Raw genomic sequence first — 20,829 nt, 5'->3', positions numbered from 1 at the left:
GCACCCCTCCACACGACGGAGGCGTCCGCGATCACCCGGTGATCGCGGACGCCTCCGTCGTCGTGCGGTGGGGGATCAGCCCTCGGCGTCGGCCGTCACGGGCTCGAGCTTGACCGAGATGCTGTTGATGCAGAAGCGCTGGTCGGTCGGCGTGCCGTAGCCCTCGCCCTCGAAGACGTGGCCCATGTGGGAGCCGCAGCGGGCGCAGCGGACCTCGGTGCGGACGGTGCCGAAGGACCTGTCCTCGACGTACTCGACGGAATCGCCGGCGAGCGGGGCGTAGAACGACGGCCAGCCGCAGTGCGACTCGAACTTGGTCTCCGAGCGGAACAGCTCGGCCCCGCACGCACGGCAGGAGTAGACGCCCTCGGTCTTGGTGTCGGTGTACTCGCCGGTGAAGGGACGCTCCGTGCCCGCCTGCCGCAGCACGTGGAACTCCTCGGCCGAGAGCTCCTCGCGCCACTGAGCGTCGGTCTTCTGCACCTCGTAAGCCATGTCCCCAGCGTAGTTCTCGGGCCCAAGGGCGCCGGGGGAGCGGTCGGCTGTCCGGATCGCCGGACACGAGCCCCTTGCGCTGGTTGGGTGACGGGTTGTTGGGTAACTCACAGTGCAGGGTGGACAGGCGTTCACCCAAAGTCCTCAGGAGGGTGCATGGTCGCCGAGCGGGTGTCGTGGGAGCGGGTACGTCGCGTCGGCTCGCGGCTGACGACACCGCTGGCCCCCGACGACTACCTCAAGCTGGTCAACCCGCTGTGGACCTCACGTGAGCTGCGCGGGCGGATCACGCGGGTCAAGCAGGAGACCGACGACGCGGCCACGATCGTCATCCGCCCGGGCTGGGGGTGGCGCCACGACCACAAGGCCGGCCAGTACGTCGGGATCGGGGTGCAGGTGCAGGGCAAGTGGCACTGGCGCTCCTACTCGGTGTCGTCGCCGCCCAAGCGCGAGGGCCGCCACATCGCGATCACGGTGCGGGCGATGCCGGAGGGCTTCCTCTCCGAGCACCTGGTCTCCGGGCTGGCGCCCGGCACGATCATCCGGCTCGCCGAGCCCAAGGGCGACTTCGTGCTGCCCGACCCACCGCCCGCCAAGATGCTGTTCCTCGTCGGCGGCAGCGGCATCACGCCGGTGATGGCGATGCTCCGCACGCTCGACCGACGCGACAGCGTGCCCGACGTCCGGGTGGTCTACAGCTCGACCAGCGAGGAGCGGATGATCTTCCGCGACGAGCTGCGCGCGCTGGCCGCCGAGCACGACGGCCTGAGCGTCCACGAGCAGTACACCGACACGATGGGGATGGTCACCTTCCCCGACGACCTCGCCGAGCTGTGCCCCGACTGGCAGGAGCGCGAGACCTGGGCCTGCGGCCCGGCCCCGATGCTCGACGCGTGCGAGGAGTGCTGGGAGGCCGCCGGGATCGAGGACTCCCTGCACCTCGAGCGCTTCACCCTCGACCTCGGGGGCGACGGCGCGGAGGGCGGCACGCTCACCTTCACCAACACCAACAAGTCCTACGAGGCCGACGGCGCCGAGACCGTGCTCGAGGCCGGCGAGGCCGCCGGCGTCGGCATGCCCTACGGCTGCCGGATGGGCATCTGCCACACCTGCACCCTCACCCTCGTCGAGGGCACCGTGCGCGACCTGCGCAGCGGCGAGGAGTTCTCCGGCCCCAACGAGCAGATCCAGACGTGCGTGACCGCGCTCGCCGGCGACTGCCAGCTCGACATCTGACCCCGCTCCACCAGCACGACCCGCACGACCGGCACGACCGGCACGACCCAGCAGCACCATCCAGCACCCGACCGAAGGGAGTCCGCCGATGGCCATCGCGGACGTCAAGGAGTACACCCACCTCACGCCCGAGCAGGTGGAGGAGCTCGGCAAGGAGCTCGACCAGATCCGGGCCGACATCGAGGCCTCGCGCAACGACCAGGACGCGGCGTACATCCACCGCCTGATCAAGATCCAGCGCGGCCTCGCCGCCGGCGGGCGTGTGGCGCTGTTCGCCAGCCGCTGGAAGCCGGCCTGGGTCGCCGGCACCGCCATGCTCGGCGCGGCCAAGATCCTCGAGAACATGGAGATCGGCCACAACGTCATGCACGGCCAGTGGGACTGGATGAACGACCCGGAGATCCACTCCAGCACCTGGGAGTGGGACACCACCCAGCCCGCCGAGCAGTGGAAGCACAGCCACAACTACGTGCACCACCAGTTCACCAACGTGCTCGGCCACGACAACGACATCGGCTACGGCATCCTCCGCATGGCGCGCGAGCAGAAGTGGCACCCCGCCAACCTCGGCCAGCCCGTCTACAACTTCATGCTCGCCACGCTGTTCCAGTGGGGCGTCGCCCTCCACGACCTCGACATCGAGGCGATCCGCAAGCTCGAGAAGGACCCGGAGGTGATGAAGAAGCAGCTGCTGCAGATCGGCCGCAAGGTCCGCAAGCAGGTGCTGAAGGACTACGTCGTCTTCCCGGCCCTCGCCGGCCCCGGGTGGAAGCAGACGCTGCAGGCCAACGCCGCGGCCAACCTCACCCGCAACCTGTGGTCCTACATGATCATCTTCTGCGGTCACTTCCCCGACGGTGCGCTCCACTTCACCGAGGAGGAGATCGAGGACGAGACCCGGGCCGAGTGGTACCTGCGCCAGATCCTGGGCGCGGCCAACTTCACCGGCAGTCCGTTCCTGCACGTGATGAGCGGCAACCTCGGCTACCAGATCGAGCACCACCTGTTCCCCGACCTGCCGAGCAACCGCTACCCCGAGATCTCGATGCGGGTGCGGCCGCTGTGCGAGAAGTACGGCATCCCGTACACCACGGGTCCGCTCCACCGGCAGTACGGCCAGACGCTGCGCACGATCATGAAGCTGTCGCTGCCCAACAAGTACACCTCCTCCGACAAGCCGACGACCCCCGTCGTCGACATGGAGGTCCCGCGGGGCCGGGTGGCCGAGGTCGCGCGGCAGTCCAAGCGGCTCGAGACGGGCAACTGGACCTCGCGGCAGACCGCTTGATCCGCGACGTACGACGAGCAGCACGACGAGCAGCACGACGAGGGAGGCGGCAGCAGCCGTGATCGACCAACCGCGCGTCGGGATCGGCGCCGTCCCCTTCGCCAGCGCGGGCGACCTGGGCCTGCACAAGGCCCGGGTCACCCAGTGCGCGCTGAGCCGCATCTGCGGGGTGTGCGCCAGCACCCTCGGCCGTCCGCTCGTGATCATCGGCACGGTCGACGAGCAGGCGCGCAACTCCTTCCTCTTCCCGCCGGTGCACCGCGAGTGCGCCGAGCACGCCCTGCGCACCTGGGCCCCCGACCACCCCGTGTGGCTCGGCCAGTCCGGGCCGCCCGAGCGCTGGGTGATGGTGACCTGCTCGGGCTTCGAGTTCGTGCGCAAGAACCGTGACGTCGACGACCGGCGCCCCACCTTCGAGCCCCACGAGGTCCTCGAGGAGCTCACCCCGCCGGCGTGAGCGCGCCTCGCCGTACGGCGGGTCGCCTCCTCGCCGCCACCGGGCCCGGGGGAGCATCGCCCTCGTGATCCTCGGGACCGCACCAGCGAGCAGCCGGGTCGTCGGGGTCGACGTGGCGCGCTGCGTCGCGCTGCTCGGCATGATGGCCGTCCACGTGCTGCCCGGGCTCGACCCGGTGACGCAGCGGGAGACGATGACGCACGCGATCGCCGGCGGGCGCGCCTCGGCACTCTTCGCCGTCCTGGCCGGTGTGAGCATCGCCCTGACCAGCGGTGGCCGCCAGCCCCTCGCCGGACGTCCGCTCGCGGGCGCGGCAGCCGCGCTCGCGGTGCGTGCGGTGCTCGTGGCGGCCGTCGGACTCGGGCTCGGCGAGCTCGAGTCGGGCATCGCGGTGATCCTCGTCTACTACGGGCTGTTCTTCCTGCTCGCGCTGCCGTTCCTGACGTTGCGCGCGGGCGTGCTGTTCGCCCTCGCCGTGCCGTGGCTGCTGCTGGCCCCGGTCGTCTCGCACCTGGTGCGTGCCGGGCTCCCGGCGTCCGGCTTCGAGAACCCCACCTTCGGCACGCTGGTCGCTGACCCAGGCGGACTGTCCTGGACGCTCCTGCTGACCGGGTACTACCCGGCGCTGCCGTGGCTCGGTTACGTGCTGCTCGGCATGGCCATCGGTCGGTGCGACCTGCGTGCGCGGACCCTGCCGCTCGTGCTCGGGCTGATCGGGCTCGGGACCGCGATGATGGCGTCGGCCACCTCGCGCTCCCTGCTGGCGCAGCCAGGCGCACGCGAGCTGCTCGAGCTGCGCTTCGGCCCGCTCGAGAGCGCGGCCGGCCGCCTCAGCACCGGGTTCTACGGCACGACCCCACCCGGGTCGTGGTGGTGGCTCGCGGTCGACGCCCCGCACTCGGGCACACCCCTCGACCTCGCCGGCACCGCCGGCACCGCCTGCCTGGTGCTGGCGGTGGCGCTCGTGGCCGGGAACCTCGCCCCCCGCGTGGCCGCCGTCGTCCTCGGCGCGGGCGCGATGACGCTGAGCCTCTACACGGCGCACGTCGTGCTCCGTGCCTCGCTGCTCGACGACCCCGACACCACGACCTACCTGCAGCACGTGAGCCTCGCGCTGGTCGTCGGGGCCGTGTTCGCGCTCGTGCGTCGGCGGGGCCCGCTCGAGGCGGTCGTCGCCCTCGCGAGCCGTCTCGTGCGGCGCGCCGTCACCGGGCCCGCGGCACCCGTCGGTGCCGCGCCGTAGGGTCGGCCCATGGCGACCAAGCCCGTGATGCTGGAGGCCGACGGGCTCGAGGTGCGCGTGAGCAGCCCCGACCGGGTGATCTACCCCGCCACCGACACCACGCCCGAGGCGACCAAGCGCGAGGTCGTCGCCTACTACCTCTCGGTGCAGGACGGCGTCATGCGGGCGCTGCGCGACCGCCCGACGGCGCTGGAGCGCTGGACGACGGGCGTGCTGCCGGGGATCACCCTGGCCACGGGGCGCGGTGACCCGAGCGACGCGTTCTACTCCAAGCGCGTGCCGAAGGGGGCGCCGCCGTACGTCGAGACCGCGCGCGTCGTCTTCCCCAGCGGCCGGCCTGCCGACGAGGTCTGCGTCGCCAACCTCGCGACCGTGGGCTGGTGCGCCCAGATGGGCACCATCACGTTCCACCCGTGGCCGACGCGGCGCGACGACAACGACCATCCCGACGAGCTGCGGATCGACCTCGATCCGCAGCCCGGCACCGGGTTCCGCGACGCGGTGCGGGTCGCCGGCGTCGCCCGCGAGCTGCTGGCCGAGCACGGGCTCACCGGGTGGGTGAAGACGAGCGGCAACCGTGGCGTCCACGTCTACGTGCGCATCGAGTCGCGCTGGGACTTCGTCGACGTGCGACACGCCGCGCTCGGGTTCGGCCGGGCCCTCGAGCAGCGCGACGACGGCGTCACCACCGCGTGGTGGAAGGAGGAGCGCGGCGAGCGCATCTTCGTCGACTTCAACCAGAACTGCCGCGACCGCACCATCGCCTCGGCGTACTCCTTGCGACCCAAGCCGGGTGCCCCGGTCTCGACGCCGTTGTCGTGGGACGACCTGGCGGCGCTCCAGGACCCCTCCGAGCTCAACCTGTGGACCGTCCCCGAGCGGCTCGCCGACGGCGACCCGTGGGCGGGCATCGACGACACCCCCGGCTCGATCGAGTCGCTGATCCGGCTCTACGACGAGTCGCCCGAGGGCGAGGCCAACTACCCGCCCGACCACCCCAAGATGCCCGGCGAGCCGCCCCGTGTGCAGCCCTCCAAGAAGGTCGCCTCCCACTGGGACGAGCACGGCAACCGCGTCGACGGCTGACCGCCCCCGCTCCCTGAGGTGCGAGCGAAGCGACAAGGCACCGCTCCCTGAGGTGCGAGCGGAGCGACCCGCATCGCTCCCTGAGGTGTGAGCGGAGCGAGCCACGAAGGGCGAAGCCCACACCGCCGCGGGCCGCTGGTGCCGCGCCCTTCGTGACGCCCCGCTCGTCCCTCGCGGCGCTCCTCAGGGAGCGAACCGCCTCCTGCTCCCTGAGGTGCGAGCGGAGCGAGCCACGAAGGGCGAGGGCCCACACCGCCGCGGGCCGATGGTGCCGCGCCCTTCGTGACACCCCGCTCGTCCCTCGCGGCGCTCCTCAGGGAGCGGGCCGCTTCCTGCTGCCTGAGGTGCGAGCGGAGCGACCAAGTACCGCTCCTTGAGGTGCGAGCGGAGCGAGCCACGAAGGGCGAAGGCCCACACCGCCGCGGGCCGATGGTGCCGCGCCCTTCGTGACGCCCCGCTCGTCCCTCGCGGCGCTCCTCAGGGAGCGAACCACTTCCTGCTCCCTGAGGTGCGAGCGGAGCGAACCACTTTCTGCTCCCTGAGGTGCGAGCGGAGCGAGCCACGAAGGGGCGGCCACCGCACCCGTGGGATGAGGCCTCAGGCCTCGGCGGCCGGTGGGTCGACGTCGGCGCCGAGGGAGCGGGCGAAGGCTCTCAGTGCCTCGGCGCTGAACGCGTCGATGGGCGCGAAGGTGACAGCGGTCAGCCGGTGCACGACCTGGCGGGCCCCCCGCTCGCCGAGCACGGCGACGAGCAGCTCCTGCGCGACCGCGAGCCGGGTCTCGGTCGGGAACCGCGGGTCGGCGAACGACGGGTGGTAGAGCTCCACCGAGAGCCGTCCGGCGTCGACGCGGGCGGCGACGAGCAGGTCGGCCAGCGGCCAGGACTCGCCCTGGACGTCGAGCACCTCGGACAGGTCGGCCACCGGTGGCCGCGGCTCCGGCCCGCGGCGGCGGAACAGACCCATCAGCGCTCGCTCGCGTGGCCGAGCAGGTGCAGCACGGGGACGTCGAGACGACGCTCGGCGCGCGAGGTCCAGTCGACGTGGAAGAACTCCTGCACCACGTGCGGACGGGTCACGATGATCACCTCGCGGGCGTCGACGTCGCGCACGGTCGCCGTCAGCGCCTGCAGGGGCTCCTCGCAGGCCGCACGACCGACGGCCTCCGCGCCGGCGGCCTCGAGCGCGTCCACGGAGGCGTCGACCCGGGCGCGGCACGCGGCGAGCAGGTCGCGGCGCACCTCCTCGGTCACCTCCGGCGGCACGGTCACGGCCGGTGCGCTGAACACCTCGCCCGACGAGAGCTGGGTCATCGCCCCGTCGACACCGCGCGCGGCGTCCTCGACCGGCAGCAGCAGGTGGTAGCGGACCGGGGCGTCGACGCCCTCGTGCAGCGACTGCAACCGGGCGGCGTCGGTCGGGTCGAGGGCGCGCTCGACGAGCACCACCACCTCGTAGCGGGTCACCTCGTCACCACCGTCGTCGGCCATGGCCCCAGGATGCCGCGCCCGTCAGGAACCGTCGACCCGGCCGGCACCGAGCACCGAGCCGAGGTCGTACGACGCGACCTCCTCGAGCTGCTCGTAGCCGCACGACGCGGGGTCGCGGTCGTCGCGCCAGCGCTTGAACTGCGCGGTGTGGCGGAAGCGGCGCCCCTCCATGTGCTCGTAGCCGACCTCGAGCACGCGCTCGGGGCGCACCGGGGTGAAGGAGAGGTCCTTGCCCTGGCTCCAGCGGCTCTGGGTGCCTGGCACCCGGTCGGGGTTGGCGATCGCGTCGCCCGCCCACGCCTTCCACGGGTGGTCAGCGACGTCGACCTCGAGCGGACGGAGCTCCTCGAGCAGCTCGGCCCTGCGCTTCTCGGTGAAGGACGCCGCGACGCCGACGTGCTGCAGCGCGTCGCCGTCGTAGAGCCCCAGCAGCAGCGAGCCGAGCAGTGGCCGCTCGGGGGTGGAGGTCTTGTGCAGCCGGTAGCCGGCGACGACCACGTCGGCGGTGCGGGCGTGCTTGATCTTCAGCATGGTGCGGGCGTTCTCGACGTACGGCGCCGCGAGCGGCTTGGCGACGACGCCGTCGAGCCCCGCGCCCTCGAACTGCTCGAACCACCGCTCGGCCTCCTCGCGCTCACCCGTCACCCGGGTGAGGTAGCACGGGCCGTCGAGGTCGCCCAGGGCCGCCTCCAGGCGGGCGCGGCGCTCGGAGAAGGAGGCGTCGACGAGGGACTCGTCGCCGATCGCGAGCAGGTCGAACGCCACGAACGACGCCGGCGTCTTCTCGCTCAGCATGGTGATGCGGGACGCGGCCGGGTGGATGCGCTCCTGCAGCACCTCGAACTCCAGCCGGTCGCCGATCGCCACGAAGAGCTCGCCGTCGAGCACGCAGCGCTCGGGCAGCTGCTCGCGCACCGCCACGACCACCTCGGGGAAGTAGCGCGTCAGCGGCTTGGTGTTGCGCGAGGTCAGCTCGACCTCGTCGCCGTCTCGGAACACCAGGCAGCGGAACCCGTCCCACTTGGGCTCGAACAGCACGCCACCGTCGACCTTCGCCGGGTCGGGCACGCCCTTGACCGACTTGGCGAGCATCGGGCGCACGGGCGGCATGACGGGCAGGTCCACGGGGGCGAACCTACGCGACGCCTAGGACATACTCGCGACCATGAGCGAGCCCTCGGCCCCGTCGTACGACCTCACCGACGCGCTGCGACTGGGCCCGGGCCCGGTCGACCTGGCGGCGCTGCCGACCGGTCGCCAACCTGTCGGGCCGCCCAACAAGCGGGAGGGCCAGCAGGCGCTGCGCGCGTTGCGCGACGAGCTGGTCGACCTGCAGGAGCGGCTCTACGCCGACGCCTACACCGGCGGCACCCGTCGGGTGCTAGTGGTGCTGCAGGGCATGGACACCGCCGGCAAGGGCGGGGTGGTCGAGAAGTCGCTCGGTGTGCTGAGCCCGCTGGCGCTGCGTCTCACGTCGTTCAAGAAGCCCACCGAGGAGGAGCTCGCCCACGACTTCCTGTGGCGCATCGACCGGGCGCTGCCCGCAGCGGGTCAGGTGGGGGTCTTCGACCGCTCGCACTACGAGGACGTCCTGGTGCCGCGCGTGCACGAGCACGTCGACGCCGACGAGCTCGAGCGCCGCTACGCCGCGATCGTCGACTGGGAGCGCGACCTGGTCGCGCAGGGGACGCTGGTGCTCAAGTGCTTCCTCCACGTCTCGGCCGAGGTGCAGCGCGAGCGGCTGCTCGCCCGGCTCGACGACCCGCTCAAGCAGTGGAAGTTCAAGCCCGGCGACATCGACGAGCGGGCCCACTGGGCGGCGTACCAGTCGGCGTACGCCGCCGCGCTCGAGCGCTGCAGCCACGACCAGGCGCCCTGGTACGTCGTGCCGAGCGACACCAAGTGGTACCGCAACTGGGCCGTCGCCCAGCTGCTCCTCGAGGGGCTGCGCGGCATGCGCCTGGAGTGGCCCGAGCCCGACTACGACGTCGCCGAGCAGCGCGCCCGGCTGGAGGAGGACGACGCGTGAGGCAGGTCCGGGCGACCCGCTACGTCACCCCGCTGCGCGAGGGAGGGTCGCTGCCAGGCGTGGTCGAGGCCGACGACCTCGGCACCTACGTCGTGAAGTTCCGCGGCGCCGGCCAGGGCCTGCGGGTGCTGGTGGCCGAGGTGGTCGTCGCCGGTGTCGCACGGCTGGTCGACGTGCCGGTGCCCGAGCTCGTCGAGGTCGACCTGCCACGCGACATCGCCCGCTACGAGGCCGACGAGGAGGTGCAGGACCTGCTGACCGCCAGCCTCGGCTCGAACCTCGGTGTCGACTGGCTGCACCGCGCCTTCGGCTACGACGCCTCCTACGAGCCCGACCCCGACCTGGCCGGGCGGATCCTGTGGCTCGACGCGCTCACCGCCAACGTCGACCGCTCGTGGCGCAACCCCAACCTGCTGCTCTGGGGCGGCGGGCTGTGGGCGATCGACCACGGCGCATCGCTGTACTTCCACTACTCGTGGCCCGGAGGTGCGGGCTCGCCCGAGCGCTTCGCGAACCAGCCGTACGACGCCGGCGAGCACATCCTGGGCCGGTACGCCGCCTCGGCCCGGGCCCAGGACGGCGCGCTCGCCGGCCGGTTGAGCCGCTCGGCCCTCGAGGCCGTGCTGGCCGAGGTGCCCGACGGCTGGCTCGAGCCGGTGCCGGGCGCCGAGACGCCCGACGCGGTCAGGCAGCGCTACGTCGACTTCCTCCACGCGCGGGTGGCGGGCGACGCCTCGGGGGAGCGGGGGTGGCTGCCGTGATGGCCTACCAGTACCTCGTGCTGCGGTGCGTGCCGCGCGTCGAGCGCGAGGAGTTCCTCAACGTCGGCGTGGTCGTCCACTGCGAGTCGGCCGGCTTCCTCGACTGCGCCGCGCACGTCGACGACGCTCGCCTGCGGGCGGTCGACCCGTCGATAGACCTGGACTCGGTGCGCCGCGCGCTGGCCGGGGTCGCCGAGGTGTGCCGTGGCGGCGCCCACCTCGACCTCAGCGTCGGCTCACGCGCCACGGCGTACGGCACCCGCGAGGTCGCCGACACCCTCAGCACCCGCTTCGGCCTGCTCAAGGCCCCGCGCAGCACGGTGCTGCAGCCCTCGCCCGTGCACTCCGGCGTCACCGCCGACCCCGCCGCCGAGCTCACCCGCCTGCTCGCGGCGTACGTCGGGTAGGCCGGTGCAACGCGTGCTTTTCGAACGAAAGGCACCCCGTCGCGCGAGCTCCGACCGATCCGCACCCTGGCCGTCGGCGTGTCGGGAGCGTTTCGGTCGGAGGACCACCGGACCTGGCCCCCACTGGCGCTTTTCGATCGAAAAGCACCGCGTCCGGCACGTTCCGACCGATCCGCACCCTGGCCGTCGGCGTGTCGGGTGCGTTTCGGTCGGAGGACCACCAGACCTGGCCCCCACTGGCGCTTTTCGATCGAAAAGCACCGCGTCCGGCACGTTCCGACCGATCCGCACCCCGGGTCATCGGCGTGTCGGGTGCGTTTCGTTCGAAAAGCAACGCTCGGGGGCGGCAGACCTTCAGACCGGCACGAGCTCCAGGGCGCCGACGAGGTAGCGGGCGAGGACGGTGCGGGCGACCTCGGGGGCGGGGCCGAGGGGGTCAGAGACGGCGACGGCGCCGGCCTCGAGGGCGAGCTCGGCGGCCCGGTCGGGCAGGAACCCCGGGGCGAGGAACATCGACGCGACCGCGACGTGGCGCTTGCCCTCGCGCCGGAAGGCCCGGACGGCCTCGCCGGTGGCCGGGGGAGCGGCCGAGGCGAAGGCCGCGGTCACGGGCAGCCGGTGGCGGGCGCCCCAGACGCGGGCGAGCCGGGCGACGGCCTGGTTGGCGACGGGGTCGCTGGAGCCGGCGGTGGCGAGCACGAGCGCGTCGAGCTCGCGGACCCGAGCCTGCGACAGCGCCTCGCGCAGCCGCTGGTCGAGCACGCCGAGGAAGGCGGGCTCGTGGCCGAGGATCCGGCTGGCTCGGACCTTGAGGCCGGGGTGGCGCGCCATGGCGGCCTCGACGACGCGGGGCACGTCGACGGTGGCGTGGTAGGCCTCGCTGAACAGCAGCGGGACCACCACCACCTCCTCGACACCCTCGGCGACGAGCCGGTCGACGGCCTCGAGCACGCCGGGGGAGGAGAGCTCGAGGAACGCCGCCTCGACCCGCAGGTCGGGCCGCATCTCGCGGACCTGGGCGGTGAGGGCCTGGACGGTGGCGGCGGAACGGGGGTCACGGCTGCCGTGCGCGACGGTCAGCAGGGCTGGGGCGGTCATGGGCCGACTCCCTTCGGGCGGTGGAGCAGGGAGCGCGGACGTCGTCGTCACGCGCGGAGGAACGGGCTGGACTAGAGGTGGATGCCGCACTCGGTCTTGTTGGTGCCGGACCAACGGCCGCTGCGCGGGTCGTCGCCGGGCGCGACCCGACGGGTGCAGGGCCAGCACCCGATCGAGGGGTAGCCGTCGTACTGCAGCGGGTTGACCAGCACGCCGTGCTCGGCGACGTAGCGGTCGACGTCGTCGTCGCTCCAGCGCGCGAGCGGGGAGACCTTGACCTTCTGCTTGCGCTCGTCCCACCCGACGACCGGCGCGATGACGCGGTCGTGGGTCTCGGCTCGACGCAGGCCGGTGGCCCAGGCGTCGTACCCGGACAGTCCCTCGCGCAGCGGCTCGACCTTGCGCAGGGCGCAGCACAGGTCGGGGTCGCGGGCGAAGAGGTCCTTGCCGTACGCCGCGTCCTGCTGGGCGACGGTCTGCTCGGGCGTCAGCGAGACGACGTTGACCGGCATCGTCGCCTCGACGGCGTCACGGGTGCCGATGGTCTCGGCGAAGTGGTAGCCGGTGTCGAGGAAGACGACGTCGAGACCGGGCGCGACCCGGGAGGCGAGGTGGGACAGCACGGCGTCGCCCATCGAGGAGGTGACGCAGAAGCGCTCGCCGAAGGTGGCGACGGCCCACTCGATGATGTCCTCGGCCGGGGCGAGCTCGAGCTCGGCGCCCACGACGTTGACGATCTCGCGGAGCTCCTCGGGCGAGCGGCCCTCGGTCTCCGAGCCCCGGTTGGCCCGGGCGGTCATGGTGGACAGGGCGGTCATCGGGTGCGCTCCTCGCGTGAGGCGGCCACCGAGGCCGGGGGTCGCAGCTGGCCGATCAGGCTGACGCGGAACGCCCGCAGGCACGCGTGGCATTCCCAGGCGCCGTGGCCGGAGCCCTCGGCGGGGTCGACCTCGTGGGGACGGAGGTCCTCACTGGCGCAGTAGGGGCAGTGGAAGGGCACGCTGCGGCCGCTCATGCCCCCTCCAGGGACTTCTCGCCGCGCAGCAGCACCTCGTCGGCGCGGGTGGCCCACCGGGCGAACGACTCGCCCTGCTCGCGGTCGGCGAGGTAGTTGCCGACCACGACGGTGACGTAGTCGTCGAGCCCGGCGCTGGTGATCTTGTGGGCCCGCAGCTTCTTGCCGAACCCGGCCTCGAGGCCCAGCGCACCTCCGAGGTGCACCTGGAAGCCCTCGACCTGCTGGCCGTCGTCGTCCATCACGAGCATGCCCTTGAGGCCGATGTCGGCGACCTGCGTGCGGGCGCAGGCGTTGGGGCAGCCGTTGACGTTGACCGAGATCTCCGTGTCGAGGTCGGGGAAGCGGCGCTCGAGCTCGGCGACGAGGTCGATGGCGCGCTGCTTGGTGTCGACGATGGCGAGCTTGCAGAACTCGATGCCGGTGCAGGCCATGGTCGCCCGGCGCCAGCCCGACGGTCGGGCCTCGAGGCCGAGGGCGCGGAGGTCCTCGACGACGGACTCGACGTGCTGCTCCTCGACGCCGAGGACGACCAGCTTCTGGTGCGCCGTCAGCCGTGCGCCCGAGGCGCCGTACCGCTCGACGACGTCGCCGACACCGGTGAGGGTGGCGCCGTCGATGCGGCCCGCGACCGGGGCGACGCCGACGTAGTGGCGGCCGTCCTTCTGGGGGTGCACGCCGACGTGGTCGGCGAGGCCGGGCACGGGCTCGGGGGAGGGCAGGGAGACCAGCTCGCGGTGGAGGTACTCGGTCTCGAGGACCTCGCGGAAGCGCTCCACGCCCCAGTCGGCGACGAGGAACTTCAGCCGGGCGCGCGAGCGGAGCCGGCGGTAGCCGTAGTCACGGAAGATGCCGGCGACACCGGCCCACACGTCGGGGACGTCGTCGAGGGCGATCCAGACGCCGAGCTTCTGGGCGAGCATCGGGTTGGTCGAGAGCCCGCCGCCGACCCACAGGTCGAAGCCGGGACCGTGCTCGGGGTGCTCGGTGCCGACGAAGGAGATGTCGTTGACGGCGGGCACGCAGTCGTGGCCCGGGTGACCGCTGGCGGACGTCTTGAACTTGCGCGGCAGGTTGGAGAAGGCCGGGTCGCCGATGTAGCGACGCTTGATCTCCTCCAGGGCCGGGGTGGCGTCGATGATCTCGGCCTCCGCGACGCCGGCGACCGGCGAGCCGAGGAAGGGGCGCGGGCTGTCGCCGCACGCCTCGAGGCTCGTCATCCCGACCTCGTCGAGCCGCTCCCAGATCGCGGGCACGTCCTCGACCTGGATCCAGTGGTACTGGATGTTCTGGCGGTCGGTGATGTCGGCGGTACCGCGCGCGAAGTCGGTGCCGATGCTGCCCAGCGCACGCAGCTTGGCCGCGTCGAGCAGCTCGCCGTCGCTGCGCACCCGGAGCATGAAGAACTCGTCGTCGAGCTCCTCCTCCTCGAGCATCGCGGTCTTGCCACCGTCGAAGCCGGGCGCGCGCTGGGTGTAGAGGCCCATCCACCGGAACCGACCGCGCAGGTCGGCGGGGTCGATGCTGGCGAAGCCGCGCTTGGAGTAGATGTTGATGATCCGGGCGCGGACGTTGAGGGGGTTGTCGTCCTTCTTGGACTGCTCGTTCTTGTTCAGCGGCTCGGTGTAGCCGAGCGCCCACTGCCCCTCGCCGCGCTTGGGGCGCGCCCGGCCGGAGCGGCCGACGCGGCCCGCGGGTCCGGCGGGGCCGGAGGAGGGAGCAGGGCTGGTGGTGGAGCTCATCGAGTGTCTGTCCTCGTACGACGCGCGGCGCACGGGAGGGCGACGGCGGTGTCGCGCTCGGGGAGCCGCTGGGCGGGTTGTCCGGGACGTACCCCGGACGGTGCACTGGTCAGCGTTCGGTCAGCGGGAGCGACACATCATGCTGCGGGTGCGCCCGAGGTCCACGTGACGTCGCGTCACGAGGTGGAGGGCGGGCGCAGCACTGCTCATGACCCTGAGTCTCACGGCGTGGACACCTCGACCACAAACGCAGATCTCATGGTGTGAGACGTGTGTCCACATGGCGGATGGCCACGGTGCGGGGTGACCAGGAGGGCCGGGGGCTCCTACGCTGGCCCCATGAGCGCGACCCCCAGTGAGCCCCTCGGCAAGACCGTCTCGGCGGCGTACGACGCGGCCCTGGAGGTGATCGCCGCCGTCGAGCCCCGTGTGGCCGAGGCCACACGCGCCGAGCTGGCCGACCAGCGCTCGTCGCTGAAGCTCATCGCGTCGGAGAACTACGCCTCGCCGGCCGTGCTGCTGACGATGGGCACGTGGTTCAGCGACAAGTACGCCGAGGGCACCGTCGGGCACCGGTTCTACGCCGCCTGCCAGAACGTCGACACCGTCGAGGCGCTCGCGGCCGAGCACGCCCGCGAGCTGTTCGGGGCGCCGTACGCCTACGTGCAGCCGCACTCCGGCATCGACGCCAACCTCGTCGCCTTCTGGTCGGTCCTCGCCAACCGGGTCGAGAGCCCAGCGCTGGCCGAGAAGGGCCTGCGCAGCGTCAACGAGCTGTCGGAGGCCGACTGGGAGACGCTGCGCAAGTCCTTCGGCGAGCAGCGGCTGCTCGGCATGAGCCTCGACGCCGGCGGTCACCTGACGCACGGCTTCCGGCCCAACATCAGCGGCAAGATGTTCCACCAGCAGCAGTACGGCACCGACCCCGAGACCGGGCTGCTCGACTACGACGCGGTGCGGGCCAAGGCCAAGGAGTTCAAGCCGCTGGTGCTCGTCGCCGGCTACTCCGCCTACCCGCGGCGGGTCAACTTCGCCACCATGCGCGAGATCGCCGACGAGGTCGGCGCCGTGCTCATGGTCGACATGGCGCACTTCGCCGGCCTGGTCGCCGGCAAGGTCTTCACCGGCGACCAGGACCCGGTGCCCCACGCCCACCTCGTCACCAGCACCACGCACAAGTCGCTGCGCGGCCCGCGCGGCGGCATCGTGCTGGCGCAGGAGGAGTTCGCCGGCGACGTCGACCGCGGCTGCCCGATGGTGCTCGGTGGCCCGCTCTCGCACGTCATGGCCGCCAAGGCCGTGGCGCTGGCCGAGGCCCGTCAGCCCGCGTTCCAGGCCTACGCCCGGTCGATCGCCGACAACGCGAAGTCCCTGGCCGACGGGTTCCTCTCGCGCGGCGCCACCCTGGTCACCGGGGGCACCGACAACCACCTCGTGCTGCTCGACGTCTCCTCGTTCGGCCTCACCGGCCGCCAGGCCGAGTCGGCGCTGCTCGACGCCGGCATCGTCACCAACCGCAACTCGGTGCCCGGCGACCCCAACGGCGCCTGGTACACCTCCGGCATCCGCTTCGGCACCCCGGCGCTGACGACGCGCGGCTTCGGCCACGACGAGTTCGACACCGTCGCCGACCTCGTCGTCGAGGTGCTCTCCAGGACGCAGCCCGGCACCACCAAGGCGGGCGAGCCGTCCAAGGCGACGTACGCCACCGAGGACGGCGTCGCGGCCCGGGTGCACGACCGCGCGGCCGAGATGCTCGACGCCCACCCGCTCTACCCCGGCCTCGACCTGGCCTGAGCGGTTTGGCCCGGGGCCGACGGGGGATCGCGGTCGAGGGCCACCGTCGCGCCCCGACCCCTGCCCGGAGGACCTCCGACATGACCGTGCTGACGCACACCCGCGCGCAGACGACACCGCCGGTGCCGCACCCGCGGCCGCCGCTCGCCGGACCCACCGCCCACCTGACGCCGGCCGACGTCGAGCGCATCGGACGCGAGCTCGACGCGATCCGGCAGCGAGTCGTCGACAGCCGCGGTGCCGCCGACGCGGCGTACATCCGGCGCGTGATCGCGACGCAGCGACGGCTCGAGCTCGTGGGGCGGGCCTGCCTGCTCGCCAGCCGCCACCGCCCCGCGTGGGTGGTCGGCACCGTCGCGCTGACCCTGTCGAAGGTCCTCGAGAACATGGAGATCGGCCACAACGTCCTGCACGGGCAGTGGGACTGGATGCGCGACCCCAAGATCCACTCGACGACCTGGGAGTGGGACCACGTCTCGCCCGCGTCGGAGTGGAAGCGCAGCCACAACAACACCCACCACGTGCACACCAACGTGCTCGGCAAGGACAACGACCTCGGCTACGGCATCCTGCGCGTCGACGAGTCGCAGGAGTGGCGGCCGCGGCACCTGGTGCAGCCGCTGTGGAACGCCGTCACGGCCTGCGTCTTCGAGTACGGCATCGCGATGTACGACCTCGAGTACGGCGACTCCTTCCGCAGCGGCACGCCGCTGACCGCCGACCAGCGCCGCCGTGGGGCCGCGACGCTGCGCAAGGCCGGTCGGCAGGTCACCCGCGACTTCGTGCTGTTCCCCGCGCTCTCGGGCCGCTACGCCGGTCGCGCGCTCCTCGGCACCGTGGTCGCCAACGTCGTGCGCAACGTGTGGAGCCACTCGGTGATCATGTGCGGGCACTTCCCGGAGGGCGTCGAGACCTTCGAGATCGACCACGTGCCCGAGCACGAGACGCAGGGGGAGTGGTACCTGCGCCAGATGCTCGGGTCGGCCGACATCTCCGGCAGCCCGTTGCTGCACCTGCTCACCGGCAACCTGTCGCACCAGATCGAGCACCACCTCTTCCCGGACCTGCCGAGCAACCGCTACGCCCAGATCGCCCCCGCGGTGCGCGACGTCATGGAGCGGCACGGGCTGCGCTACCACTCGGCGCCGCTGCTCCAGCAGGTCGGCTCGGCCTGGCACAAGGTGGTGCGGCTCTCGCTGCCCGAGGGCGGGTGGCGCGAGGCGGCCCACGAGGTGCGGGTGCGGGTCGGGGCCCGGGTCAGCGGGCGGACGGGTCGGCGACCTCGGCGAGGTGGACGACCGCGTCGCCACGGTTGACGACCGGCGCGGTGGAGTGGCCGATGACGATGCCGTCGCCGTCGGCGTGCACCAGCCGCACCCGCTTGCCGAAGCCGTCGAAGAGGCCGCCGAGCCGGTCGCCCCTGGCCACGACCTGTCCGAGCTCGGCCTCGAGGTGCAGCAGCCCGGTGCCGCGCGAGCGCACCCACCCGCTGCGGCGCGACTCGGCCACCGCAGTCGGCCCGTCACCCTCCAGGGGCTCGGCCATGCCGAGCAGCGCGAGCACGCGTCGTACGCCGCGCACACCGGCGTCGATCGCCCAGTGGTCCATGCGCCACGCCTCGCCAGCCTCGTAGAGCAGCACCTTGGCGCCCTGCTCGCGCGCGGCCTGGCGTAGCGAGCCGTCGCGCAGCGGGGCGTGGAGCATCAGCGGCGCGCCGAAGGCGAGCGCCAGCTCGCGGGTGCGGGGGTCGTCGAGGTCGGCGCGCACCTGCGGCAGGTTGGTGCGGCGGTCGGCGGCGGTGTGCAGGTCGACGCCGACCTCGCACTTGCTGATCACCTCGGTCATCATCAGGTGAGCGATGCGGGCGGCCAGCGAGCCCCGCGGCGAGCCGGGGAACGACCGGTTGAGGTCGCGCCGGTCGGGCAGGTAGCGGTCGCCGTTCATGAAGCCGAGCACGTTGACGATCGGCACCGCGATCAGCGTGCCCCGCATCGCCTTGGGGTCGAGCCCGGCCAGCACCTGCCGCACGACCTCGACGCCGACCGCCTCGTCGCCGTGGATGGCGGCGTCGACCCAGACCGTGGGGCCGTCCTCGCGCCCGTGCAGCACGCGCAGCGGCAGGTCGACGTCGGCGCCGGTGACCAGGCGCATGATCGGCAGCGACAACGACTGGGCCCGACCGGGTCGCACCCTGACCGGGCCGATCTCGAAGGAGGGACGGGCCACCTCAGCGCCCCCGGTTGCGGCGTCGCACGGCGAGCGGCGGCCGGCCCCCGACGTACGACGCGGACGGGTCGACGAGGAAGCCCTGGGCGAGGGCCTCGCGGCCGACGAGCATCCGGAAGTCCATCTCGTCGCGCCGGCTGAGCGTGACCTCGGCGTCGACCTCGCGCCCGGCGAGGCGCACGCGCATGCCGACCACGAGGCGGGTCTCGGCGTGGCCGGAGCTGCTGCGCACCGCGCGCGCGTCGAGCACGGGGCAGGTGACGGGCACCGGGTCGCTCTCGCTGCCCTGCCAGGGGCGTACGGTGAAGCGTGCCACCGGCTCACCGCCGTCACGCTCGTGCTCGAGGTCGAAGGCGTGCAGCGAGCTGGTGCGTGCCCCGGTGTCGATCTTGGCCTTGACCCAGTCGACGCCGACGGCGGGCAGGCTCACCCATTCGCGCCACCCGACCCGGGTCCGTGCGCCAGGGTGGGGGTCGTTCCCGCCAGGTCCGTCCAACGTCGTCCACTCCTAGATCTGTTGGTGAGATGAAGCTCGCGATCCTGTCCCGTGCGCCGCGTGCGTACAGTACGCAGCGCCTGCGCACCGCCGCGCTCGACCGCGGCCACGAGGTCAAGGTGCTGAACACGCTGCGGTTCGGCATCGACCTGTCGGGCGACGAGCCCGACCTGCAGTTCCGCGGCAAGCGGCTGTCGCACTACGACGCGATCCTCCCGCGGATCGGCAACTCGATCACGTACTTCGGCACGGCTGTCGTGCGGCAGTTCGAGCAGATGGACGTCTTCACGCCGAACACGTCGTACGGCATCGCCAACAGCCGCGACAAGCTGCGGGCCACGCAGATCCTCTCGCGGCACAACATCGGCATGCCCGCGACGACCTTCGTGCGCGACCGGGCCGACGTGCTGCCCGCCATCGAGCGGGTCGGCGGCGCGCCGGTCGTCATCAAGCTGCTCGAGGGCACGCAGGGCATCGGCGTGATCCTCGCCCCCGACATCAAGGTCGCCGAGGCGATCATCGAGACGCTGCAGAGCACCCGGCAGAACGTGCTGATCCAGCGCTTCGTCAGCGAGAGCAAGGGCCGCGACATCCGGGCCCTCGTCGTCGGCGACCGGGTGGTCGCCGCGATGCGGCGCGTGGCCAAGGGCGACGAGTTCCGCTCCAACGTGCACCGGGGCGGCTCGGTCGAGAAGGTCACCCTCGACCCCGCCTTCGAGGAGGCCGCCGTGCGGTCGGCGCAGATCATGGGCCTGCGCGTCGCCGGCGTCGACATGCTCGAGGGCAACGACGGCCCGCTCGTGATGGAGGTCAATTCCTCGCCGGGCCTCGAGGGCATCGAGACCGCCACCAACCTCGACGTGGCCGGCGCGATCATCGACCACATCGACAACCAGGTCGCCTTCCCCGAGATCGACGTGCGCCAGCGGCTCACCGTGTCGACCGGGTACGGCGTCGCCGAGCTGCTCGTGCAGGCCGCCTCCGACCTCGTCGGCACTCCGATCGGCGACTCGGGGCTGCGCGAGCGCGACATCTCGGTGCTCACGCTGCAGCGCGGCACCAGCGTCATCCCGAACCCGCGCCGGGGCCACGTGCTCGAGGCCGGAGACCGGCTGGTGTGCTTCGGCAAGCTCGAGGAGATGCGCTCGATGATCCCGAGCCGCCGGCGCCGCACCCGCAAGGTGCGCAAGCTGCCCGCCGACCCGATCCACGAGGCCTGAGGCTCAGTCCTCCAGCAGCGCCCAGCGGGCGAACAGGCGGAAGCCGACGCGGGCGGCCAACGCGGCCGAGGCGGCGTTGGTGTCGTCGCAGCGGTACTGCGGCTCGAGGCCCGCCGCCGCGACCTCCCTGGCCATGGCCCGGACGGTCGCGGCGCCGTGGCCGCGACCCCGTGCGTCGGGGGCGGTGAGGATCCCGATGTCGCCGAACGGCGTGTCGTGCCAGCGGTAGGCGCTCGCCGCGCTCACCAGCCGGTCGCCGTCGACGGTGCCGACCACCAGGTCGTGACCCAGCTCGACGTACGCCTCCTCGACGTCGTCGGGGCTGCAGCCGTCGACCAGCGCGGCGAAGGCGTCGGCGTCGTCGGCGCCCAGCACTCGCGCGCCGCTCGGCCCGGGCGCCGCCCCGTGCGGGAGGTAGTGGAGCTGGTCGGGGCTGCCGAGCGCGAGGCCCGCCCCCGCCAGCGCGGCGTCCAGCTCGGTCCGGGTCGTCAGACCGGGCTCGACTCCGACCTGTCGTGCCCGCTCCGGGGTCAGCCGCAGCAGCCCGCCGTCGCCGACCTCGAGCAGCTGCAGCGACTGCCGCAGCGGCGGCACCTCCTCGACCACCACGGCGTACGCCCCCTCCGGCAGGGCGTGGCCCGCGAGCCAGTGGTCGGTCACGACGGGTGAGAACACGGGTGGCTCCTGGCGGCTCGGGACGGCCAGCGTGGGTCAGCCGGCCGGTCCTCGCAACCCGATGTGGT

General features: G+C 72.6%; 22 protein-coding genes. 11 read left to right on the top strand and 11 right to left on the bottom strand.

Annotation, left to right across the window (positions count from 1 at the left end; all coding sequences use genetic code 11):
- Window positions 1–75 precede the first annotated feature (75 nt).
- On the bottom strand, window positions 76–495 hold the full coding sequence (msrB, locus tag ACYU8I_RS03385) for a peptide-methionine (R)-S-oxide reductase MsrB (protein WP_460837449.1): 420 nt from the start codon (window positions 493–495) through the stop codon (window positions 76–78).
- 156 nt (window positions 496–651) lie between these two features.
- On the opposite strand from msrB, the gene ACYU8I_RS03380 reads away from it, so the two are divergent.
- The 5 genes from ACYU8I_RS03380 to ACYU8I_RS03360 all read left to right on the top strand — a co-directional run bounded on the left by ACYU8I_RS03380 (window position 652) and on the right by ACYU8I_RS03360 (window position 5,805).
- Window positions 652–1,731 carry a ferredoxin reductase gene (locus ACYU8I_RS03380; RefSeq protein ID WP_460837448.1) on the top strand — a complete coding sequence of 360 codons (1,080 nt, stop codon included), beginning with the start codon at window positions 652–654 and terminating at the stop codon, window positions 1,729–1,731.
- 88 nt (window positions 1,732–1,819) lie between these two features.
- Window positions 1,820–3,019 (top strand): fatty acid desaturase family protein, encoded by a 1,200-nt coding sequence (locus ACYU8I_RS03375; RefSeq protein ID WP_460837446.1) that lies wholly within the window; start codon window positions 1,820–1,822, stop codon window positions 3,017–3,019.
- A 58-nt stretch (window positions 3,020–3,077) separates the two neighbouring features.
- Entirely contained in the window at window positions 3,078–3,476 is a 399-nt protein-coding gene (locus ACYU8I_RS03370; protein ID WP_460837444.1) for a hypothetical protein, read from the top strand.
- 64 nt (window positions 3,477–3,540) lie between these two features.
- Complete coding sequence (locus ACYU8I_RS03365; RefSeq protein WP_460837442.1) at window positions 3,541–4,719, top strand: heparan-alpha-glucosaminide N-acetyltransferase domain-containing protein; 1,179 nt, start codon at window positions 3,541–3,543, stop codon at window positions 4,717–4,719.
- Between the two features lie 9 nt (window positions 4,720–4,728).
- Window positions 4,729–5,805 (top strand): DNA polymerase domain-containing protein, encoded by a 1,077-nt coding sequence (locus ACYU8I_RS03360; protein WP_460837439.1) that lies wholly within the window; start codon window positions 4,729–4,731, stop codon window positions 5,803–5,805.
- Between the two features lie 597 nt (window positions 5,806–6,402).
- Here ACYU8I_RS03360 and ACYU8I_RS03355 read toward each other — a convergent pair.
- The 3 genes from ACYU8I_RS03355 to ACYU8I_RS03345 are packed head-to-tail and all read right to left on the bottom strand — an operon-like array spanning window position 6,403 to window position 8,420.
- Window positions 6,403–6,771, bottom strand: coding sequence for a hypothetical protein (locus ACYU8I_RS03355; protein WP_460837437.1), 369 nt, complete (start codon window positions 6,769–6,771; stop codon window positions 6,403–6,405).
- Window positions 6,771–7,295: a hypothetical protein gene (locus tag ACYU8I_RS03350; protein ID WP_460837434.1), complete on the bottom strand. Its 525-nt coding sequence runs from the start codon at window positions 7,293–7,295 to the stop codon at window positions 6,771–6,773. The genes ACYU8I_RS03355 and ACYU8I_RS03350 overlap by 1 nt, the downstream gene beginning before the upstream one ends.
- A gap of 21 nt (window positions 7,296–7,316) precedes the next feature.
- On the bottom strand, window positions 7,317–8,420 hold the full coding sequence (locus ACYU8I_RS03345) for an ATP-dependent DNA ligase (protein ID WP_460837432.1): 1,104 nt from the start codon (window positions 8,418–8,420) through the stop codon (window positions 7,317–7,319).
- Window positions 8,421–8,460: 40 nt separating this feature from the next.
- Here ACYU8I_RS03345 and ACYU8I_RS03340 point away from each other — a divergent pair, with 40 nt between their 5' ends.
- From ACYU8I_RS03340 to ACYU8I_RS03330, 3 genes are read left to right on the top strand one after another with little or no spacing between them, the layout of a single operon-like run.
- Window positions 8,461–9,324 (top strand): PPK2 family polyphosphate kinase, encoded by an 864-nt coding sequence (locus ACYU8I_RS03340; protein WP_460837430.1) that lies wholly within the window; start codon window positions 8,461–8,463, stop codon window positions 9,322–9,324.
- A complete protein-coding gene (locus tag ACYU8I_RS03335) occupies window positions 9,321–10,085 on the top strand; it encodes a HipA family kinase (RefSeq protein WP_460837428.1) in 765 nt (254 codons plus the stop codon). Before ACYU8I_RS03340 ends, ACYU8I_RS03335 begins: the two co-directional genes overlap by 4 nt.
- A complete protein-coding gene (locus ACYU8I_RS03330; protein ID WP_460837427.1) occupies window positions 10,073–10,492 on the top strand; it encodes a DUF3037 domain-containing protein in 420 nt (139 codons plus the stop codon). The genes ACYU8I_RS03335 and ACYU8I_RS03330 overlap by 13 nt, the downstream gene beginning before the upstream one ends.
- 354 nt (window positions 10,493–10,846) lie before the next feature.
- On the opposite strand, the gene ACYU8I_RS03325 is transcribed toward ACYU8I_RS03330, so the two are convergent.
- From ACYU8I_RS03325 to ACYU8I_RS03310, 4 genes are all read right to left on the bottom strand, one after another.
- Complete coding sequence (locus ACYU8I_RS03325; RefSeq protein WP_460837425.1) at window positions 10,847–11,590, bottom strand: sirohydrochlorin chelatase; 744 nt, start codon at window positions 11,588–11,590, stop codon at window positions 10,847–10,849.
- A 71-nt stretch (window positions 11,591–11,661) separates the two neighbouring features.
- On the bottom strand, window positions 11,662–12,408 hold the full coding sequence (locus ACYU8I_RS03320) for a phosphoadenylyl-sulfate reductase (protein WP_460837422.1): 747 nt from the start codon (window positions 12,406–12,408) through the stop codon (window positions 11,662–11,664).
- Window positions 12,405–12,605 carry a hypothetical protein gene (locus tag ACYU8I_RS03315; protein WP_460837421.1) on the bottom strand — a complete coding sequence of 67 codons (201 nt, stop codon included), beginning with the start codon at window positions 12,603–12,605 and terminating at the stop codon, window positions 12,405–12,407. The genes ACYU8I_RS03320 and ACYU8I_RS03315 overlap by 4 nt, the downstream gene beginning before the upstream one ends.
- The gene (locus ACYU8I_RS03310) at window positions 12,602–14,347 is read right to left on the bottom strand and encodes a nitrite/sulfite reductase (protein ID WP_460837419.1); all 1,746 of its coding nucleotides are present in this window, start codon (window positions 14,345–14,347) and stop codon (window positions 12,602–12,604) included. The genes ACYU8I_RS03315 and ACYU8I_RS03310 overlap by 4 nt, the downstream gene beginning before the upstream one ends.
- 339 nt (window positions 14,348–14,686) lie before the next feature.
- On the opposite strand from ACYU8I_RS03310, the gene ACYU8I_RS03305 reads away from it, so the two are divergent.
- Both ACYU8I_RS03305 and ACYU8I_RS03300 read left to right on the top strand, forming a co-directional pair.
- Complete coding sequence (locus tag ACYU8I_RS03305; protein ID WP_460837416.1) at window positions 14,687–16,144, top strand: glycine hydroxymethyltransferase; 1,458 nt, start codon at window positions 14,687–14,689, stop codon at window positions 16,142–16,144.
- An 80-nt stretch (window positions 16,145–16,224) separates the two neighbouring features.
- Window positions 16,225–17,460 carry a fatty acid desaturase family protein gene (locus ACYU8I_RS03300; RefSeq protein ID WP_460837414.1) on the top strand — a complete coding sequence of 412 codons (1,236 nt, stop codon included), beginning with the start codon at window positions 16,225–16,227 and terminating at the stop codon, window positions 17,458–17,460.
- Here ACYU8I_RS03300 and ACYU8I_RS03295 read toward each other — a convergent pair.
- Window positions 17,402–18,370, bottom strand: a complete 969-nt coding sequence (locus ACYU8I_RS03295; protein WP_460837411.1) for a succinylglutamate desuccinylase/aspartoacylase family protein — start codon at window positions 18,368–18,370, stop codon at window positions 17,402–17,404. The two genes, ACYU8I_RS03300 and ACYU8I_RS03295, sit on opposite strands and share 59 nt — an antisense overlap.
- Window position 18,371: 1 nt before the next feature.
- Window positions 18,372–18,866 carry an ATP-dependent zinc protease family protein gene (locus ACYU8I_RS03290; RefSeq protein ID WP_460837408.1) on the bottom strand — a complete coding sequence of 165 codons (495 nt, stop codon included), beginning with the start codon at window positions 18,864–18,866 and terminating at the stop codon, window positions 18,372–18,374.
- Between the two features lie 29 nt (window positions 18,867–18,895).
- On the opposite strand from ACYU8I_RS03290, the gene ACYU8I_RS03285 reads away from it, so the two are divergent.
- Window positions 18,896–20,086 carry a RimK family alpha-L-glutamate ligase gene (locus ACYU8I_RS03285; protein ID WP_460837405.1) on the top strand — a complete coding sequence of 397 codons (1,191 nt, stop codon included), beginning with the start codon at window positions 18,896–18,898 and terminating at the stop codon, window positions 20,084–20,086.
- Between the two features lie 3 nt (window positions 20,087–20,089).
- Here ACYU8I_RS03285 and ACYU8I_RS03280 read toward each other — a convergent pair whose 3' ends face one another.
- Window positions 20,090–20,761, bottom strand: a complete 672-nt coding sequence (locus tag ACYU8I_RS03280; protein ID WP_460837402.1) for a GNAT family N-acetyltransferase — start codon at window positions 20,759–20,761, stop codon at window positions 20,090–20,092.
- Between the last annotated feature and the right edge of the window lie 68 nt (window positions 20,762–20,829).

It is taken from the genome of Nocardioides marmoraquaticus, from assembly GCF_054777915.1.
The sequence above is the reverse complement of the archived record's forward strand: the minus strand, read 5'-3'. Positions and strand labels throughout refer to the sequence as shown.